Annotated in this window: 15 protein-coding genes and 1 pseudogene; 5 read left to right on the top strand and 11 right to left on the bottom strand. The window is 62.6% G+C overall.

Going from position 1 to position 18,752, the window contains the following annotated elements; translation table 11 throughout:
- Positions 1-148: 148 nt before the first annotated feature.
- Positions 149-946: a response regulator transcription factor gene (locus AX702_RS09465; protein WP_197420542.1), complete on the bottom strand. Its 798-nt coding sequence runs from the start codon at positions 944-946 to the stop codon at positions 149-151.
- A complete protein-coding gene (locus tag AX702_RS09460; RefSeq protein WP_066778781.1) occupies positions 939-3,152 on the bottom strand; it encodes a GumC family protein in 2,214 nt (737 codons plus the stop codon). Before AX702_RS09460 ends, AX702_RS09465 begins: the two co-directional genes overlap by 8 nt.
- A 196-nt stretch (positions 3,153-3,348) precedes the next feature.
- On the opposite strand from AX702_RS09460, the gene AX702_RS09455 reads away from it, so the two are divergent.
- On the top strand, positions 3,349-4,704 hold the full coding sequence (locus AX702_RS09455) for a lipopolysaccharide biosynthesis protein (RefSeq protein WP_066778779.1): 1,356 nt from the start codon (positions 3,349-3,351) through the stop codon (positions 4,702-4,704).
- Here AX702_RS09455 and AX702_RS09450 read toward each other — a convergent pair.
- From AX702_RS09450 to AX702_RS09415, 9 genes and pseudogenes are all read right to left on the bottom strand, one after another.
- Entirely contained in the window at positions 4,616-5,383 is a 768-nt protein-coding gene (locus tag AX702_RS09450) for a LuxR C-terminal-related transcriptional regulator (protein WP_082746176.1), read from the bottom strand. The genes AX702_RS09455 and AX702_RS09450 overlap by 89 nt on opposite strands.
- A 303-nt stretch (positions 5,384-5,686) precedes the next feature.
- The gene (locus tag AX702_RS09445) at positions 5,687-6,760 is read right to left on the bottom strand and encodes a glycosyltransferase (protein WP_066778776.1); all 1,074 of its coding nucleotides are present in this window, start codon (positions 6,758-6,760) and stop codon (positions 5,687-5,689) included.
- Positions 6,760-7,452 carry an HAD family hydrolase gene (locus tag AX702_RS09440; RefSeq protein WP_066778775.1) on the bottom strand — a complete coding sequence of 231 codons (693 nt, stop codon included), beginning with the start codon at positions 7,450-7,452 and terminating at the stop codon, positions 6,760-6,762. The genes AX702_RS09445 and AX702_RS09440 overlap by 1 nt, the downstream gene beginning before the upstream one ends.
- Positions 7,443-8,096 carry an ATP-grasp domain-containing protein gene (locus AX702_RS09435; protein WP_231731801.1) on the bottom strand — a complete coding sequence of 218 codons (654 nt, stop codon included), beginning with the start codon at positions 8,094-8,096 and terminating at the stop codon, positions 7,443-7,445. The genes AX702_RS09440 and AX702_RS09435 overlap by 10 nt, the downstream gene beginning before the upstream one ends.
- Before the next feature lie 9 nt (positions 8,097-8,105).
- A pseudogene (locus AX702_RS23870) lies at positions 8,106-8,396 on the bottom strand (ATP-grasp domain-containing protein); the annotation flags it as partial.
- Positions 8,397-8,425: 29 nt separating this feature from the next.
- Complete coding sequence (locus AX702_RS09430; protein ID WP_066778771.1) at positions 8,426-9,106, bottom strand: PIG-L deacetylase family protein; 681 nt, start codon at positions 9,104-9,106, stop codon at positions 8,426-8,428.
- Positions 9,103-9,831, bottom strand: coding sequence for a methionyl-tRNA formyltransferase (locus AX702_RS09425; RefSeq protein WP_231731803.1), 729 nt, complete (start codon positions 9,829-9,831; stop codon positions 9,103-9,105). The genes AX702_RS09430 and AX702_RS09425 overlap by 4 nt, the downstream gene beginning before the upstream one ends.
- Before the next feature lie 151 nt (positions 9,832-9,982).
- Complete coding sequence (locus AX702_RS22495) at positions 9,983-11,725, bottom strand: sugar transferase (RefSeq protein WP_082746174.1); 1,743 nt, start codon at positions 11,723-11,725, stop codon at positions 9,983-9,985.
- The gene (locus tag AX702_RS09415; RefSeq protein ID WP_156455427.1) at positions 11,722-12,948 is read right to left on the bottom strand and encodes a glycosyltransferase; all 1,227 of its coding nucleotides are present in this window, start codon (positions 12,946-12,948) and stop codon (positions 11,722-11,724) included. The genes AX702_RS22495 and AX702_RS09415 overlap by 4 nt, the downstream gene beginning before the upstream one ends.
- Before the next feature lie 418 nt (positions 12,949-13,366).
- Between AX702_RS09415 and AX702_RS09410 the strand changes: the two genes are divergently transcribed.
- From AX702_RS09410 to AX702_RS09395, 4 genes are all read left to right on the top strand, one after another.
- On the top strand, positions 13,367-15,361 hold the full coding sequence (locus tag AX702_RS09410) for a polysaccharide biosynthesis protein (RefSeq protein WP_066778767.1): 1,995 nt from the start codon (positions 13,367-13,369) through the stop codon (positions 15,359-15,361).
- Entirely contained in the window at positions 15,361-16,632 is a 1,272-nt protein-coding gene (locus AX702_RS09405) for a DegT/DnrJ/EryC1/StrS family aminotransferase (RefSeq protein WP_082746172.1), read from the top strand. The genes AX702_RS09410 and AX702_RS09405 overlap by 1 nt, the downstream gene beginning before the upstream one ends.
- Before the next feature lie 125 nt (positions 16,633-16,757).
- Positions 16,758-18,062 (top strand): O-antigen ligase family protein, encoded by a 1,305-nt coding sequence (locus tag AX702_RS09400; protein ID WP_177178990.1) that lies wholly within the window; start codon positions 16,758-16,760, stop codon positions 18,060-18,062.
- Positions 18,063-18,114: 52 nt separating this feature from the next.
- Positions 18,115-18,672, top strand: coding sequence for a polysaccharide biosynthesis/export family protein (locus AX702_RS09395; RefSeq protein WP_082746171.1), 558 nt, complete (start codon positions 18,115-18,117; stop codon positions 18,670-18,672).
- Positions 18,673-18,752: the final 80 nt, after the last annotated feature.

Below are 18,752 nucleotides of genomic sequence, written 5' to 3'. Positions count from 1 at the left end.
GCGGACCCGCTTTCTTGAAAGCCATCTTCCCAGTGGTGGCTGGGGCGCGGCAGCGGCACAGAGGCGACTTTAGTCGATTGCGCGGCGACCAGATCTCGTTCCGGTCGCCACCACGCCGTTCGACTGGTGCCCCGCTGCCTGATAAAGCTTAGCTGTCCGAGAAGTCCGTTCCGGCGAGCTTCGCCACGATCTGGGTGCGATTCCTCACCTTCAGCCGGCGCATCAGCTCCTGAACATGCGCCTTGATCGCGCGCTCGCTGATGCCGAGGCGCGCGCCGATGGCGCGGTTGGTCATTCCCAGGCGAAGACCATCCAGCACGTGCTTCTGCCGCGCGGTCAGGCTTCCGGCGATTTCGGCACAGTACATGGCAGAGCCCAGTCGGGGCTCCTGGACCGACTGTGTGAGCCGGGGATATACCGTCCACCCCAGCCCCACGAGACGCAGCGCCTCCGCCGCGATGTTCAAGGGCGTGTCGCTCGGCAAATAGCCGAAGATGCCCGCCCTGATCGCGTCATCCAGGTGAACATCGTCACTGACGCTGGTCATGATCGCGATCCGGCCGGCGGGCTGAAGGCTGGTCAGTTGGCTCCGGATGCTTGCAAGCGTGCCTTCATCAAAGGGATCGGCCGCCAGGTTGATCAGCACCGCATCAATCGGAGGGTCCTGATCCGATCGAAGAAGCACGTCTTCGGGGCTGGGCGCACTTGCCACCATGCCGATGAGCGAATGAGCATCGAAAGCTGCAACGAGGCAGTCTCTGGTGAAGGTCCTGCGATCGATTACCAGCAGATTGGTGGCGATGCTTGCTGCCGGCGTTGTTTGTTCATCGCCGCCCAGCGAGAGGCGGACGGCTAAGCTATCTCCAACCTGCGGGATGCCATCAGTAGGACCATGGTCGGTCGACACTGCGCTTTGCTGGTCGTCCGGCGACAATTGATCAGGCACTCTCGGACCAGCCAAGACGCTGGCGCCAGCCCTGTAGCTCGCCCTTGTGATAGGGCGAGTTGCGCGGGAAGTGCTGGATCGCGTCGCCATATGAGAGACGAGCATGTTTGGCGAAGTGAACGCGATTGAAGATGATGCCGCTGATCGGCGCATCAAATGCGCTGGTGGTCGCCTGAAGTAGCTCGGGTGTCGTGTGTCCCCACCGAAGGATCAGGATGGTGGCGTCCGCATAAGCGGCGAGCAGCTCGGCGTCACCTACGGCGAGGATCGGCGGCGAGTTGATGATGACGAGGTCGAAATCCTCGCGAAGCCGGGAGAACAGCGTCGCCATTCGTGGTGAATTGAGCGTGTGTCCCGGATCTTCCGCCGCAGCCCGGACGGGCACCGCCTTCAGCCCGGCAAGGGAAGGGGATTCCACAAGGATCTCGTCCAGTTCTGCCCGGCCCTCGAGATAACCGACCAGATCCTTTTCACAAAGTGAACCATCGAACACGTCCGGCAGGCCAGGGCGCCGCAGATCCAGATCTACCATTACCGCCGTTCTGCCGCTGGCGACCGCTGCCGCAGCAAGGCTGATCGCCATGGTCGTCTTGCCATCGCCCGGGAGGGGAGAGGTGATCTGCATAACCTTGCCATTCTGGGACGCGAGATAGCGCCTGAGTTTGAGCTCGGATCGCCGGATTGCTTCTGCGAAGAGCGTGAAAGGCTCCTTTGCCACGCGCAGGTGCGCCTGCACCTGCTTGTGGCCCTGGATTTCCGGCACCATGCCGAAGGTCGGCAGGTTGACCAGCCGCTGTACCTCGCCCGCGTTCCTGACCTGATCCTGTAGCGCTTCCGCCACCAGCATCGCGATCATGCCAAGAATGAAGCTGGCACCGACGGCGACGCCGGCGATCTGCCCAGCACGCGGAAAGCTGGGCTGGGTCGGCAGCAGCGCGGCGGATGCGATCGAGGCATCCGGGCGGACCGAATCGCGTGCCTGTTCGGCCCGCTGGAGGCGTTGGGAGAGGGAGAGATAAAGGGCGCGGGTCGTTTCAGCGCGGCGTTCCAGATCGGCGAGCGCCACGGAAGCGATGCCGCGCTGCAGGGACTGGCCGCGCATCGCACCCAGGCTTCCCGCCAGCATGCTGGCCCGGGCACCTTGAGCGCTCGCCTCGTCCATCATCTGGCGTTCCATGCGCGCAGTTTCGGTCGCTATCGCATTGTCGACCTCGGCGAGTTCGGCAGCCGCCTTCTTCACGTCGGGATGCTCGCGCCCGTACAAGGTCGAGAGCTCCGCACGGCGCCGCGTGATGGTCGATTGCTGTCCGCGGAGATCAGCGAGGAGCGGGGACATTGCGCTTTGGCCGCTCGCGCGCTGCCGCGCCTCGGCCAACCCTGCGCCCGATGCCGCCAGTTCCGAGGCAAGGCGCGCCATCTGCGCGACGTCAGCATCCCGGCCCGGACCTGCATCGATGCGGTGATCACGGCGATAGGCGGCGATCGCCATTTCATCGCCCAGCAACTCGGACCGAGAGCGCTGCGCCAGTTCCTGAAGCTGCTTCACCGCCCGGGTGCGGCCCGCGCGACGCTCAGTCACCTGCAGGCGGACGTAATTGCCGGCGATCTTGTTGGCGATCTTGGCCGCTTTGGCAGGGCTACGCGAGGAAACGGTAACGTTGATGAAATCCGACTGACCGTCCTGGGCGACTTTCACGGCAGACAGAAGCCGATCGGTCGTACGCTCCACCAGCTGTGGCGATGGGGTTCTTTGGGCAGGGGCCGGCGCCCCCTCCTGCATGGCGTCGGCAGCGACATTTGCGCGTGCTTTCTTGCGCTTGGTCGGATCCGCATTCGGGTTGAATTCCGGATCATCGTAGAGCGCAAGATCGCGCACGGTCTGGCGGGCCACCATGCGAGAGCCAAGGAGCTGGATCTGTGTTTCGATCTGGTGAGTGCGCAGTTGCTCCGCCTCGCGGATCGACGCCGGGTTGTCGTCGCTGTCAGGTCGGAAGTCGTCAATCACAACCCGCATGACAGTGGTCGCGTCGTAGCGGGGTTCCGCGAGCAGATAGAAAGCGAGAGCTCCCCCCATCACGACGGATGCGATCAGCAGCAGCAGGCGGGCGTGGCGCCGGAGCATCCTGATCGCATCGCGTGCCGATAGGTAGGTCGGCGCGGAAGGCGTGAACGCGCCGACTCCTATCGCTGCGCTCTGCACATTCATGTTCCACTCTCCCCAGCTCAACGTCGTCGACGCTACGCTGCCTGCGCGTCAGCGGTACGTGGCAGGGGAGTAATCAGGGGAAGCATGCGGGCGAGCGCAGGCGCAGATTGTCTGCACATTGGTCGAAAGAGCTATCCCCGATGGTGTAGCCCGGGTGAAGCATGGGAATGTGGTCCACCAGCCCTAGAAATGAGGAATGGATTTGCCTCATGAAGAAGCGAATGAGTTGAAGAAGGAGCGCTCCCTTCGCGGCAGGCTCGTTCGCAATCTGTCACATCTGGTGGCCGGCAAAGCTGCCTCCACCGGCATCGGCCTCATCACACTTGCCCTGACGGCCCGCCTGCTCGGACCCACATCTTTCGGGATCGTCGCGCTGATCGAAAGCTATTGCCGGCTTGTCGATCAGGTTCTTCGTCTGGAGACGTGGCAGGCGGTCCTGCGATATGGCACGGGCGCGGTGATTGGTGGCGATCGCGGCAAGCTGGCCTCGTTGATCAAGCTGGGCATCCTTGTCGATGTCGCAGGAGCATTGCTGGTCACCACCGTGGCATTGGCGGCCGCACCGCTTGCGAGTGCGTTCTTCGGCTGGACCGATGAGGCGCGAACCCTGGCGCAGATCTACGCTCTGTCATTGTTGTTCGGTGTTTCCTCGACGCCGGTCGGCATACTCCGGCTGTTCGGCCGCTTCGCGCAGGCAGCATGGATCGATCCCGTTCTGGCAGTGCTGCGCCTGGCCGGGATCCTTGTCATCACCATCGCCGACGGCGGTCTGGCGGAAGTGGTCGGACTGTTGATCAGCCTGGTAATCGCGGAGCGGCTCATCACAACAACGCTTGCCTGGAGGACGCTTCGTACGGAAGGGATCGCTGGCGTCACCGGCGCGAGCCTTGGCGGCTGGCGCCACGCCTTTCCGGGCATCGTTTCCTTTATCTGGTCTGCCAACGCATCCGTCCTGTTGCGGAAGGCCACGCAGGAACTGGACACCCTGGCCGTGGGATTGTTCCTCGGTTCGGCCAACGCCGGACTTTACCAGTTCGCGCGCCGGATTATGCAGGCCGTGTCCAAAAGCGCTCAGATGTTGCAGCAGGTTGTCACACCAGATCTGGCGCGCTTGTGGGCGCAATCAGCTTGGGTGCGCTTCATGCGTGTCGTCAGGCGGATCGAAATGGCGACGATCGGTGCGGCGATGGCAGCGATCGTCATCCTGGCGGTCGCCGGGCCACAGATCATCTTGGCGGCGGGAGGACCGGCATTCGCCGCAGCCTATTCCCCGCTTGTTGCCTACGCCGTAGCGATCGCCCTCTTCCTTGCCGGGACGACCATGAGAAGTGCCCTCATGGTCAGCGGCCATCAACATGCTGTGCTTCAGTCAGCGATGGCCGCCACCGTGATTTACCTGATCATCCTCGTGCCGAGCATCAAGATCTTTGGCGTGACCGGCGCGAGTATTGCCCAGATTGGCTTCAGTGCGGTTGCGCTTGGAGTAACGTATCGCTCGTTTCGAGCGCTGGTCGCGCGAAGCCAGGCAGAACCTCCGCCTTGTCGAGCGTGACACCCCGGCTCACTGCCCAGATCGCTGCCTGGGTACGGTTGCTGACGCGCAGCTTGCGAAGGATCGCCTTGATGTGAACCTTCACCGTGGCATCGGAGATCTGAAGGCGCCGAGAAATGACCTTGTTGGCGTCGCCCTGGATCAGACAGGCGAGGATCTCCAGCTCACGGGAGGAAAGGTTGGCACCGTCCAGTGACCCGTACGATCCGACGGCCGGCTGCAACGAGCGTTCGGTGAAGGCACTGATCGCCTGAGAGGGGAGCAGCCGCTCGCCCATTGCGATGAGGCGGAGCGCACCAGCGAGAGGCTCGCAAGCGATAGCCTTTACGAGAAAACCGTCGATCGCGCCCGAAGCGAAAGCCGTTGCCACGTAATCTGCGCGATATTCATCCATCATGAGAACAATTCGCGTCGTGGCACAGGCATTTCGGATGATCTGGCAGGTCGACAAGCCGCTCTCAAATTCCTGCGCATCAACGATGGTCAGGTTGGGCGACCAGGTCGAAGACCAAGATACTGCGGAAGGCACCGCATTGACCACGTTGAAGCCCTGATCAACAAGAATTCGCTTCAGTCCTTCCCGAATGATCTCGTTCGGGCTGACAATGAATACGTCGTTGACTGTTTCCCCCAGTGACATAACTATTCTCCCCCAAAAGTTTGCCAGCATTTCGAACATTTAGCGTTCGAAGCAACGAGGCACTCCGTGCGACTATTCGATGTCGCAAGCCAGTATGTGGACTGAGCCTGCATCTACTTCCCTATGAGGAAGGTACAGGATAATTCGAGTTAATGTCTTCGTTGCGAGATCTTGATACTTGAGCAGCGCTATCGCTGCTAGCAGGTAGAAACCCGTATTGACCGGTCCTGGTACCAACAAGGGTTAGAGGGGGTCACCTTCAACTGTTTCACTATTGGACAGTGGCAGTGATCGAAGGGCACTTTGTGCTAGACGGGGGCGTGGCCAGCTACACCTTGGGGATTAAGTGTTCTCGACCAAGTGACACCATTGGCTGACGATCTGTTCGGGAGAGTAGCGCAGCATCTGCTGCGAAGCCGCATCTGCCAGACGCCTCTGCCGAGGGGGATCAAGCGCAAGGCTGTGCATAGCCGCGGCCAGCGCATCCAGGTCTTCCGCAGCGACCAGCACGCCGGTTCTATCGTTCTTGACCATCTCGGCAGCACCGAAGTCACAGTCAAAGGCGACCGCCGGCAGGCCCGCAGCAAGCGCCTCGGCCAAGGCGTTCGGCCATCCTTCGTACCGCGAGGGCAGGACGAAGATCGACGTCTGGTCGAGCCAGCTCCCTGGCACGACGGTGGCACCGGGCATGGAGACGCGATCCTGTAAGCCCAGTAGGGCAAGTTGACGCTCAAGCGCGTGCCGATCCGGGCCGTCGCCGAAGATGGTAAGCCGCCAGTCGGGCAAGCTGGGCGAAATACGCGCAAAGGCGTTCAACAGAATATCGAAGCCCTTTTGCTGTGTAAGGCGACCAACAGCGACAAACGTCTTCGTTTGCGGACGCGGTTCAACGACGCGCGATGTCACGGGATTTGGGATGATGGCGGCGCGGCGGCGACTTGCCCGCGGCAGTGCCTGCCGGCTCCTTTCGCTCATGATCACAATGCGAGCGGCGCCAGCGTACAGCAACGAGGTGAGGCGGTTCCAAAGTGGATTTGCCTTCTGACGCAAGGGATTGTTGCGCTCGGAGACGATCGTCGGGCGCCCGAGCCCCCATCCAGCGGCAAGCGCGATGACGTTGATCTTCGTGAGAAAGGCGACGACCGTGTCGAACTGCCGGTCGCGAAGGACTCGGCGGAGCGCAAGGACGCGCCGGGCAGATTGTATGATCCCCCTGATGCCGCCGCCTCTACCAGGCAGCGACAGGCGGGTGCACGTGATTCCAGGGGCGAGAGGGTGATAGATCGGGTCGTCGGGCCGATCAAAGGTGATGATCTCTACCGTCCAGCCTCTTGCTGCCATCCCGGCCGAGACCTCGGCCACCACTCGTTCGGCGCCCCCTGCCTGTAGCGCGGCAAGAACGAAGGCGACGCGCATCAGGGGTGGGCATTCGACAGTTGATCTAGCGCGGCGTCCAGTTCGTTGAGCGTTGAGATGTTGAGTTCCGCGGCATGAGCGGCATCCGGCGGCGTTCGCGGGTGAACGGCATCCGGCCGGTCGATCTGGATCGTGCGCCATCCAAGCGCCTTTGGCGCCAGGAAATCCTTTGCCGGATTGTCCGCGACATAGACCATGGCTGTTGGCTCGGCGCCGTGCCGCTCCATGACCATCTCGAACGCGCGGCAGTGAGGTTTGCTGAAGCCCTCTCCGAGTTCCCCCGTTGCGATGATCGGATCGAAGCCGAAGCGAGCGAGATCCAGCGCTTCGATCTTGTTCCGCTGGGCCGAGGCAAAGCCATCGGTGATGAGCGCGATCCGGCGATCGCCCTTGCCTTCGAGCAGGTCAATGGCGTCGTTCAGCAGCGAAATGTCGGGCCGGTGGCTGCGATATACGTCGACCAATTCCTGGATAAGGCACGGCGACGGCGTTAGGCCGAGTTTCAGCAGAGCCGTGTCAAACAGCTTTCGCCGGTGTCCTTCGTCCCAGAGATCCGTGACCACGTCAGTAAAATTTGCGACACCGATCCGATCGGTGACGAACGCGCCGACCGAGACCATGCCGCTCCTGACATAGTCGCGCTCCAGGTAGAGCGTATCGTCAAGATCCAGGACGATAGACGTTATGCGCATGGCATGCTGAAGACGGCTGCATCATAGCGCAGCATCGTCATTCCCTCGATCCAGTCATCGGCCGCCTCGGGCGGGAAATGCGCGGCTTCGGCCAGCAGCCATTTCGCGAACGTCGCGCCGGCTTTGTCTGCAAGTGGGTAGCCGCCGCCGAAGCGCGCATTGATCTCGAATACGCCAACATCACCGTCAGCGTTCATGATCGCTTGAAAGCAGAACGGCCCGGAGGGGGCGGGCAAGTGAGAAACGATCAGCTCGGCAATGTCGCGAAAGGCCGGAACGCGCTCCGTAATCCCCTTTTCGACTTCACCGGCTCTCACGCCGATACGGCGGTGCGGGACGACGGTTCGCAACACGCCATGATTGTCGACAAAAGCGTTCACCGTCCATTCGTCGCCGATCAGCTGTTGCTGAACGATCATCGGTTCCGACCAAGTTGATGGCAAATTCTGTCGCGTGGCAGCTATGCTGATGCCGCGGCTTGCGCTGCCATATGCCGGCTTGACGACCGCCGGCCAGATCATCTCGGCTCCATCTCTGACCGCTTCGATGCCGTGCGTGAGGGGTACGGGGACGCCGATCGCGGCCAGCCAACGGGCGGTGTCCAGCTTGTTCGCCGACAGCGCGATCAGGTCCGGATCTACCACGACGCGCGTGCCGAGCTCCTCGAAACGAGCAATTGCACCGGCATATAGCGGCAGTTCCGGATCGATCGTCGGAACGAGTAGCGAAACGCCATATTGTGAGCACAGAGCCGCGGTCTCATCTATGAAGCGCGGGTCGCTGGCGGCAGGGACGGCAGCGGCATGGTCCGCGATGCGGCAGGCGGCGCTCCAGGCAGGGTTCATATCGGTCGCGATCACCGTGAGCTCGATGCCGAGTTCCCGCGCGCCTGATCGGAAAGCTTCCAACAGGCCAATACGCCGACCGGCCGAGCTGAGCAGCATCGTTAGATGCGTTGGCGTTTCCGACTGGGTCATCGGATTTCCCTCACCACGCAAAAGGCCTCCGCGGCCCTGCGGTAAACTGTTGCCCCGCGGAGCGTCGCCAGCGCCCGGATCGCCTCCGGCGATCGCTCATCCGGGAAGGGCCGGACCTGGGACCCGAACTCCAGAAACGCCTCAATCTTGCGGTCGAGATAGTCGCCGATGTCGATGAAGCAGTTTGGCGAGAATTGTGGATCTATCCCGGGGGCGCCCCAATTTGTTTCGGACAGGGTTTCATAGGCCATGAGGCAGATCGGCGCTTCGGCCGATCGCGGTCGTGCCGCGACAAGGCAGGAGCGGAATACCACCTGATGATCCAGGTGCAGGTCTCCTAGAAAGGGGATCAGCATGGTTGCGGGGCGGATCCGACGTACCAGGTCATCGATTGCGGCGTTCACGTCGCCATGCGCCATTTGATCAAGGGCCGCGGCAGGCAGGCCCAACCAATGGGTTTCCGCCACGCCAAGCATCTTGTGGGCACGCGCGGCTTCCGCGCGAACGCCGGCGACCTGCGCCGGATCGAAGCGGGGCGGTTTGCCGGAAGTGACGATCCCGATGTGGACGGAGGCTCCCTCCGCCGCCAAGCGGGCGATGGTGCCGCCGCAGCCGAGCACCTCATCATCGGGGTGCGGCGCGATAACAAGGATCGGACCGGGTAGAGCGTCCGTCACGATGCGGCTCGCAGGTGCGTGTGAAGCGGGGGAATGGTCGCGCCGCTGAAATCCGTAACCCGCAGCGCTTCGCCATCGCCGCAGCAAACGACAAATGTTGTGTCGTCGCGCTGGAGAACCTGGCCAGGCAGCGCGTGATAGCGAGCGGCGTCGGCGAACCGCTCGGTGCTCCAGATGGTCAACTGCCCGGTCGAGCCAATCGTGTTCGCGCCCGGGTAGGGGCGGCCGACGGCGCGGACCAGTCGATCAATGTCTCTTGCCGTGCATGTCCAATCGATCCACCCATCGTTCGGCCGGCGTCTGGTGGCCCAGGTCGCAAGGCGGTCGTCCTGAACGAGCTCCGTCGCGGTTCCGGCGGCGAGCGCCGGCAGCAACTCGTTCATCATCGAGGCGAGCGCGGTCATGTGCTTGCCGTAAAGCGATGCGGCGGTTTCATCGGGTGCCACGTGGAAGAAGCGTTGCGCGAGAATGGGCCCGCTATCCACGCCATCATCGATACGGAACAAGGTCGATCCGGTGATCTTCTCATCCAGGAGGATGGTCCAGGGGATGGTTGCTCGACCGCGAAGCCTCGGCAGCGCTGCCGTATGATAGCCGACCACCCTATCGCCAAGCGCCTGGCGAAGCGCAGGGCCACACAGCTGGGACCACCCAATCACAAAGGTGATATCCGGCGCGACGGCTTTTACTTGCGCGATGAACTCCGAAGAGTTGCCATCGGTCACGCGGATCAATTGTGCGCCTGCAGCCGCTGCCGCTGGCGCCAGGTCGACGAAATCCGAATGTCTCGACGCGCGTTCTGTGGGTAGCGAAGCAACAGCCGCAAGCGTCCAATCGGAGGCATCTGCGATTGCATCAAGCGCTACTCGGGTACCTTCAACCGCTCCGATTAGTAGCGCCCGCATAAGCCCTCTCTATCATGTCGTTTCGCACGCGCTCCCCGAACAGCAATGTTCCGAGGGTGCGCCAGATGATGGTCAGGTCGAGCTTCAATGACCGATTGGCGATATACCAACGGTCGAGCGCAACCTTGTCTGAGTCGCTGAGCAATGTGTTGCCGTTGATCTGTGCCCACCCGGTCAAGCCTGGGCGGACTTCTCCTCGGATCTGCCCAGCTTCTCCCAGAGATTGTACCGTGGCCGGGAGCAGGGGGCGCGGGCCGACCAGCGCCATGTCGCCCCTGACGATGGCGAGAAGCTGGGGCATTTCGTCCAGCCGGGTGCGGCGGAGGAAGCGGCCGGTGGGCGTAAGTCGATCAGCATCGGGGAGCGGCTGGCCGGTGCGATCATATGCCTCGCGCATAGTCCGGAACTTGCGGAGGGTGAATGGCTTGCCGTCACGCCCGGCGCGTTGCTGCTCAAAGAACACCGGACTGCCGAGCGACGTGCGAACAGCGGCTCCAACGGCAAGCATCACGGGAAGGGCGGCGATCAGCGCTGTTCCGGCGACGACCTGATCTAGAGCATGGCGCCAGCCGGATCCGCGGGACTTCCCACGCCCATGAGTCTCGATCGCCTGGACGAGCATGTCGTTCACGCGGTCGACATTGTATACGTTTTCGGCCCGGATGCGGGCTGCCTCACCCATGCGGTGAGCCAGATCCGGATCATCCTGGAAGCGCAGCATAGCCTGCGCCAGAGCATCCGCGTCGCGCGGCGGAACGAGCATACCGGTCACGCCATCAACAACGGCATCGCGGCAGCCCGGCATGTCGGTGGTAATGACAGCCCGGCCAGTCGCCATCGCCTCCAAGATCGATCGCGGCAAACCCTCGCGATAATAGGTCGGGAGCACGAAGACGGTTGAGTTCTTCAGGAAGGGGCGGACATCGCGGGTTTCGCCGAGATAGTCGACCAATCCCTCCTGTTCCCATCGCGCGATTTCCGCCCTGGTTATTCCCGTCGGGTTTGGATCGAGCGGGCCGATGATCTGAAACGTTGCGGCGGGCCACCGGCTGCTTACCCGTCGCGCGGCGGCAACGAATTCCTCAAGACCCTTGTCGCGCATCAACCGTGCGATCATCACGAAGCGAAACGGCGCTTGAGTAACAGGCTCATGCGGGAAATGCACGATGTCGACGCCCGAGCCAGGCACCTGCAGGACCGGCTGATGCGACAGGATATGCCGGCTACGCAGTTCGCCTACGTCGTCGCTGTTGAAGACGAACACGCAGCGTGCGTCGCGCAGGGCCTCCCGAAAGAGAATGGATACGAGCCGCCGAAGCGCACCCCCGCCGCCCGTCTCTCCATCGCTAAAGGCGTGGCCAAGGCCGCTGATCATGGCATAAAAATCCATGTCTCGGAACAGCCTGGACGCGATGCCGGAATAGATGATCGGCTTTTGCGTGTACGCCAGAACAGCGTCCGGCCGCTCGCGCCGAAACACCGCGATCAGAGCTGTGAGGGTCGCGACATCATAGAGTGGGTTCTTGCCGGTGCGATCCATTCGGATCTTGATGAAGCGGATGTTCCATTCGGCAAGGCGATCGATGATTGCCTGATCTTGATCCGGGGCGCAGGCGACAACTTCATACCCCTCCGCAACCAGCTTGCGCAGGAGCGAGCCGCGAAAGTTGACGAGCGAATAGGCAAGGCTGGCGACGACGACAATCTTTTTCACGGCAGCGCGGCCCGAACTTGTGAGGGGAGTTGATCAGTCGGGCGCGGCGCTGTGCGCGAACCGCGCAGGATTGACTGATAGAGCCGGCGATACTGGCGTGTGATCTCGCCGAGCTCGAAATGCTCTTCGATCCGCCGTCTTGCGGCACCGCCTCTTTCCGCCAGCTCCGCTTCGCCGCCGTCGCACATGCGGTTGATGGCTTCGCTCAGGGCTTCCGGGCTTCGAGGTGGGACGGCAAGGCCGGTGTCGCCCAGCACGAAGGCACTGTCGCCGATATCCGTGGCGACGCACGGGACGCCGCAGGCCATGGCCTCCCCCAAGATGTTGGGAAAAGCTTCGCCCCAGGCCGAGGATAGGGCCAGAATGTCTACGCCGGGCAGCCAATCGGCGACGTCGGTTCTTTCTCCCACAAGGGTGAAGCGATGGCGGGGCAGCAGCGCAAGCGCGTCGCGAAGGCCAGGGCTGGGGTTGTCCATGCCCGGGCCGACAAGCAACAAGTGTATGTTTCGACCGCTTTCGATCACCCGCCGAGCGGCCTCGACGGCCGACACGTGATCCTTCATTGGATGATGCCTGCCGATGACCGCGACACACGTGCGGCCATCCGGAATGGCGAAGAGCTTCTGCAGCAGCGCGCGCCGTTCCCGGTCGGGTTTGTAGGTTGCGCAGTCAAAGCCGTTGGGGATGACAACGGTGCGCTCGGGATCGAAGCCGTAGCGTTCGTGCTGGCGGGCAGAGGTTTGCGAGTTGTACAAAATGGCCGATGTCCGGCTCGACAGGCGCGAGCTCAAGGCCAGCAGCGCTCGAGTCTTGCGTGACTCCAGAGCGGGATCAGAAAGCGAATGCCGCACATTCCAGACAATCGCGCCTGGATCGGATCGCACCATGGAAGCGAGAGAGGCCGCCAGATTTCCGTGGTACATCCACCCCTGAAGGATCTCGGGCCGCAACCGATTGGAAATACGGAACAGTCGCATCAACGACGGGATCGTCGGCCTGCCCCCGCGCGGCATGTACAGTGAGTAAACAGGGCACGGCGTCCCCACCGGTGAAAATATTCCAGGCGGCAGCAAAGAAACAATGGCGTGGGACAAAGCGTCACGGCGCATGTCCGAATGTTCGATCAGCTTGCGCAACATCGCCTGCGCACCGCCAATGTCCAAGCTGGTGGTAAAATGCGCGATTGAACCCCCGGCGGGTTTCAATGAGTTATCGTGAGTCATCGCAAGCACATTTCCCAAAAGCGGTGAAGCTGTAGTCCGATCACGCTGAAATGAAGGTGGTTCGACAACCAACCGGAACTCAGTCACTCAACTATGATGACCGTGTCATCGCGATCGGACCGCGGTCTTCATTCTTTGAAGCGTAGAGGTGCGCGAGAGGCGCGAAAATGCGGCATTTGGATCATCAGCCTTTCGGGGTAATTTCGCGCTTCGGCTGGTCAGTCGTGGGTGGAAGTCACAGCGCCACCCGATTGGATATGGCGATTCGGAGCATCCGAAATCGTCCTTTCGGACCAAAGTATTTCCAAAGGTCGAGTTCTCCGAATGCGTATGCGCTGGCCGTGTAATCTGATGCGCAGGGGCTGATCGGAGGCGCCACCTGTAGGCTGAGGCATTGAATGCGCAATGAGGTGCCTGGATGCCTACTGACGAGCGACCCGAAGCTCTTCGCCCGCTGGCGCGCTCTTCCGCTATACTGGCCAGCGATCTGCTGGCGGCAGCGATAGCGCTGGTGGGTGCGATCGAACTACGCGTGGGCGAGCCGATCGCATCCGAGATATTGAGCAAGGCGCCTTGGTCGGTGCCGTGCTTCATGCTGGTGGCTGTGGCGACCTTCCGTATGTTCGGCCTGCAGCGCCGCCTCTGGTCCTACTCGTCCATCGCCGATCTCGTCGCGATCATAGAGGCGTCCACGGTGGCGATTGTCGCCTTTGTTGTCGGTCTGGTCGTGACCGGCCAGACGGCCTGGATGCCGCGATCGATCCCGATCATCATGTGGTTTCTGCTGGTGGTTCTGCTCGGCGGACCGCGAATGCTGTGGCGCCTGACGGGAAGCTTCCTTCGCGGCACGGTCAACCCACCGGTGCCCAGCTATAGCGCGGCAGGGTTACCGCGATCGGCGTTGATCATTGGTGCGGGCGACGATGTGGACGCGATGCTGCGTCATCTGGAGGTTCATCCCGAAAGCGGCTTCCGACCCGTTGGGGTTTTAGGAGACCTTGGCATCCATCGCCGCGCCCGGATCCGCGGCGTGCCGATCCTTGGGGGCTATGGCGAGCTGGCCAAGGTTGTTGATCGCCTAGAGTCCGGTGGAAAGCGACCAGAGTGTCTGCTGTTCGCCGGCGATGCCGATCGGCTGCGCGGGGCCGCGATGGTCGGGATCATAGCGAATGCGCAGCAACTCGGGCTGGATGTGGCCTATCCAGTTGGTTTCGCCAAACTGGACGAGCGCCGTCGGTCCGAAATCGATTTCCGCTATTTCGACATCGCCGACCTTCTTGGTCGACCGCAGAAGCAGCTTGACGGGTCCGCCGTCTCCGCAGCGGTGACCGGTCGGCGCGTGATGGTCACGGGTGCCGGCGGCACGATCGGGCGGGAGCTCGTGCGGCAGATCGCGGCGCTGAAGCCGGCCGAGCTGCTGCTGCTGGATGCAAGCGAGCTCGCCCTCTATGAAGTCGACATCGAGATGCGGGAAAACTTTCCCGATCTTCCGCGGCAATCCTTGCTTTGCTCCATCCGGCAGCGGCAACAGGTCATGCGCATCTTCGAGCGCCATCGGCCGGAGCTGGTGTATCACGCGGCCGCGCTCAAACATGTTCCTTTGGTAGAAGCGAACCTTTCCGCGGGCATGCTGACCAATGTCGTCGGCACGCGCAATGTCGCGGATGCCGTCCGCCGTTTCGGGGCGCGGGCGATGGTCCAGGTTTCCACCGACAAGGCCGTGAACCCGGTTGGGTTCATGGGCGTGACGAAGCGCTTGGGAGAGCTTTACTGCCAGGCCCTGGACCTGGCGGGTGCCGGCCGGCCCGATGCGCCCCGGTTCATGACGGTTCGCTTCGGCAATGTTCTGGGCTCCAGCGGATCGCTGATCCCGCTGTTCCAGCGCCAGTTGAGCCGGGGCGGGCCGCTGACGGTTACTCACCCGGACATGTGCCGGTTCTTCATGACGGTGCACGAGGCGGTCCAACTGGTGTTGCACAGTTCCGCGCGCGGGATGGAAGGCGAGCTTGAGCGCGGCAGGATCTACGTCCTCGATATGGGCAGTCCAGTGAAGATTATCGACGTCGCGCATCGCATGATCCGTATGGCGGGCCTTGAGCCCGAGATCGATGTTGCAGTCGAGATCGTCGGTCTTCGGCCGGGAGAGAAGTTGTACGAAGAATTGTTCGACAAGGACGAGCAGCAACTGCCCTCCACCATGCCGGGCGTGTTCGAAGCCGAACCGGACTCTCTTCCGATCAGCTTGCTGACATCTGCCTTCGACGCGATTGAGGCTGCGGCCAGCGCTGGCGATGACACGACATGCGGTCAATTGGCTCGTCAATTACTGGCCGACGATGTCCGTCCGGAGGTGATCGCCGCCAGCCCTGAACAGATACCCGCGATCCGACTGGTAAGCGTGGGGGGACAGTGATGACGATCCAGAGCGCAGTGCTGGCCGAAAGCATTTCGCCAGCTGGAACGATCGCGCTGACGGGCTTCACGCCCGCCGAGGTTCGTCGTGTCGATCAGCCCGCAATCGCAAGTCGCTGGCCGGTGTACGACGCGGACGAGATTGCCAGCGTCGTCGAGGTGCTGCGCTCGGGCAGGGTAAATTCCCTGCATCACGGCGAACAGACCGCTGCCTTCGAGGCCGCGTTCGCCAAGCTTGTCGGCATGCCACATGCGATCGCCGTGGCAAATGGCACGTTGGCGCTGGAGCTCGCACTTCATGCGCTCGGCATCGGGCCGGGCGATGAAGTGATCGTTCCGGCCAGATCGTTCATCGCGTCGGCCAGTTGCGTCGCGGCTGTTGGCGCGACGCCGATCTTTGCCGATGTCGATCCGACAACCCAAGGATTGTCGGTCAGCAGCGTCGAGGAGGCGCTGACGGCGCGGACCAGGGCTATCATCGCGGTCCATCTGGCCGGCTGGCCCTGCGACGTCGAAGGGATCGCCGAACTGGCGGCGGGGCTGGGGCTGAAGCTCATCGAAGATTGCGCGCAGGCGCATGGAGCGACGCTGAACGGCCGGGTAGCCGGATCGTTCGGCGATGCGGCCGCTTTCTCCTTCTGCACGGACAAGATCATGTCGACGGGGGGTGAGGGCGGTCTGCTTGTCCTTCGCGATGAGGCCGTGTGGGCAGCTGCCTGGTCGCGCAAGGATCACGGCAAGTCGCCGGCCCATGCCGCCGTAAAGGGCTCCCCCGGCGTGTTCCGGTGGCTACATGAGCGGCTAGGCACCAATTTCCGGCTGACCGAGATGCAGTCGGCCATCGGATTGCGGCAACTGGCGAAGCTTGATGGGTGGCTGGAGACACGGCGATCGAATGCGGCCCGTCTGAATCGGGGGCTGGCGCCCCTGGCGGGCGTGCGGTTGACGGTGCCGTCGGAGGACGTGCGGCACGCCTATTACAAATATTATGCGTTCCTTCAGCCCGACCGGCTACGACCAGGCTGTTCGCGGGATGATGTGCTGTCGCGTTTGCTGGCGGCGGGCGTGCCGGCCGGAAGCGGGATCTGTCCAGAAATCTACAACGAATGTGCGTTCGACGGTAGCTTGTCCGTGCCGTCCCGAAGACTGCCAGTGTGCCAGCTGCTCGGTGAGACGAGCCTGATGTTCCCGGTCGATCCGACGCTCGGCGGTGAGCAGATCGAGGACATGGCCGTCCGCACGGCAGCCGTGATCGCAGAGATGACGCGCTGAACAAGATCGGGGTAGCCGACCATGAAGCCTGACTTCATCATCAATGGCGGGCACAGTTCTGGTCCGACCGTCGAGCCGCCAACGGTCGTGCCGACCGCTGATGTCCTTCCAGGATGGCTCGCGGCATGAAGGGGGAAGCGGCACCAGGATGGCAGTACCAGCGCTTCGTGATCACGATGCGCGGGACGGGAGACGGGCTGCTCCTAGCCGCGATCTTCTTCGCCGCCTACATCACCTGGCGACCCGTTCCGGACATTCTCTTTACCGCCAGCGACACCCTGTTCCTGACGGCCCTGCTGTTCAGATTGGCGGGAGGCGCGCTCAACGCCCAGCCGATGCAATCGCTAACGATCCCCTGGCTGTTCGGGCTTTTCCTCCTGCTGTCCGGGCTGCTGCTGGGCAGCGTCGTCAACGACACGCCGATGCGGTGGATGATCGTCTCACTGCAATATGCCACGGCCTATGCGGTGCTGCCGCTGGTGTGCATCGATGCCGATCGTGAGATCATGCATCGTCGCTGCATCGCTCTGGTGCTTGGCGTCGTGGCCATGGAGGGCTTCGGCGCGTTCGTCTATTTCTACACCGGCGGATCACGCGATGCCACGATGAGCCTGGCCCATGAATTCATCACCGGCGCGCATCGGCTCGGCGCCTTCATGGCGGACGCGAACTGGAATGCCGCGCTGATCGCGATGACGGTTCCGTTTGTGCTCTATCTGGGACGTTTGGGGCGGATGTCGCCGCCGCTCGTCACGATCTTTCTTGCGGTGCTGATCACCGGGCTGCTGCTGTCTGGTTCGTTCACCGGCTTCACCGCAACATCAGCCGCCACCGCGACGTTCTGGGTGCTGGCGGGAGGCAAGCGCAACTGGCGGCCGATCGCTGCACTGGCGCTGCTGGGGATCGCCATCTTCCTGATCGGTGCCCCTGTGCCCGCGGTTTTCCAGGCCCGGGTAGGCGGCGCGCTCGAAAGCGGCGACATCGCGCAGGCGGGGACGTTCGTTGGCCGGTGGGAGCTGATGAAGGAAGCCTGGTTGATCGTCGATTCGCATCCGCTGATCGGCCTGGGAGTGGATCGCTATCGCGAGGTTTCCGAAAGCAAGGCTCCAGTTCACAACCTGTATCTGCTGCTGTGGGCAGAAGGTGGCCTGCCGGCGCTGCTCGGCTGGTTGATGATGATCATGGTGCCGATCGCCGCGGCGCTGCATCGCTGGAGGGACGATCGCGCCGCCTCGGCGCTCGTCATGGCGGTGGCGCTTCCGTTCATCGCCTTCTCCATGGCATCACCGCACATGTACGCCCGGAACTGGGCGGTGCCGCTCATCCTCGCCACGGGAGTCGCGCTTGCTCACCGGCGCCCCGAAGGCGTTACCCCGAACAGATTACTTCCTGCGAAACGCAAGGTGTCCGAATGGCCAGCTAGGGCCTGAATAGAAATGGCTTAGCATCGGCGCAGCATCTTCCAAATCTGGAGACTCTGTCATGCGCATGCTCGCCGCGTCGTTAGCACTTAGCTTGCCTGTGATATTCTCAGCTTGCTCGAACGGGGTTTCCCATCTTTCCACCATCGATGCGCCGGCCCAGAACAGTTATCGACTTGGGCCGGGCGACGAGTTGCGACTTGCGGTGTTCGGCTTCGACCAAATGGCGAATGTCTACACCGTGGCCGACAATGGTGATATCTCGCTGCCTTTGCTTGGTGCAATCAAAGCCGACCAACGCACGCCTGCCGAGCTGGAGGCGGCCATCAGCAGTCAGTTGCTCAGTCGTGAGCTTGCCACCAAGCCAAGCGTCAGTGTGCAGGTAGTCAAATATCGCCCGATCTACATTCTGGGCGAGGTGCAGAAGCCGGGCCAATATCCCTATGTGCCGGGAATGACGGTGACCACGGCGGTTGCGATCGCCGGCGGCTACACATTTCGCGCCAGCACCAAGATGGCGGCGGTGACGCGCAGTGGCACCGATGTCGAACGCCGCGCCGATGCGGTGACCAAGATCATGCCCGGCGATACGATCCGCGTGCCGGAGGCATGGTTCTGATCATGGGATCAGTTCGGAAGCGCGGCACCGCTCGCCTCACTCTCGTCATAGCCGCCGTCGCCGCTACGCTGCCGGGTGTC

The sequence above is a fragment of the Sphingomonas sp. CCH5-D11 genome (genome assembly GCF_001557395.1).
Lineage (GTDB): Bacteria > Pseudomonadota > Alphaproteobacteria > Sphingomonadales > Sphingomonadaceae > Sphingomonas.
The sequence above is the reverse complement of the archived record's forward strand: the minus strand, read 5'-3'. Positions and strand labels throughout refer to the sequence as shown.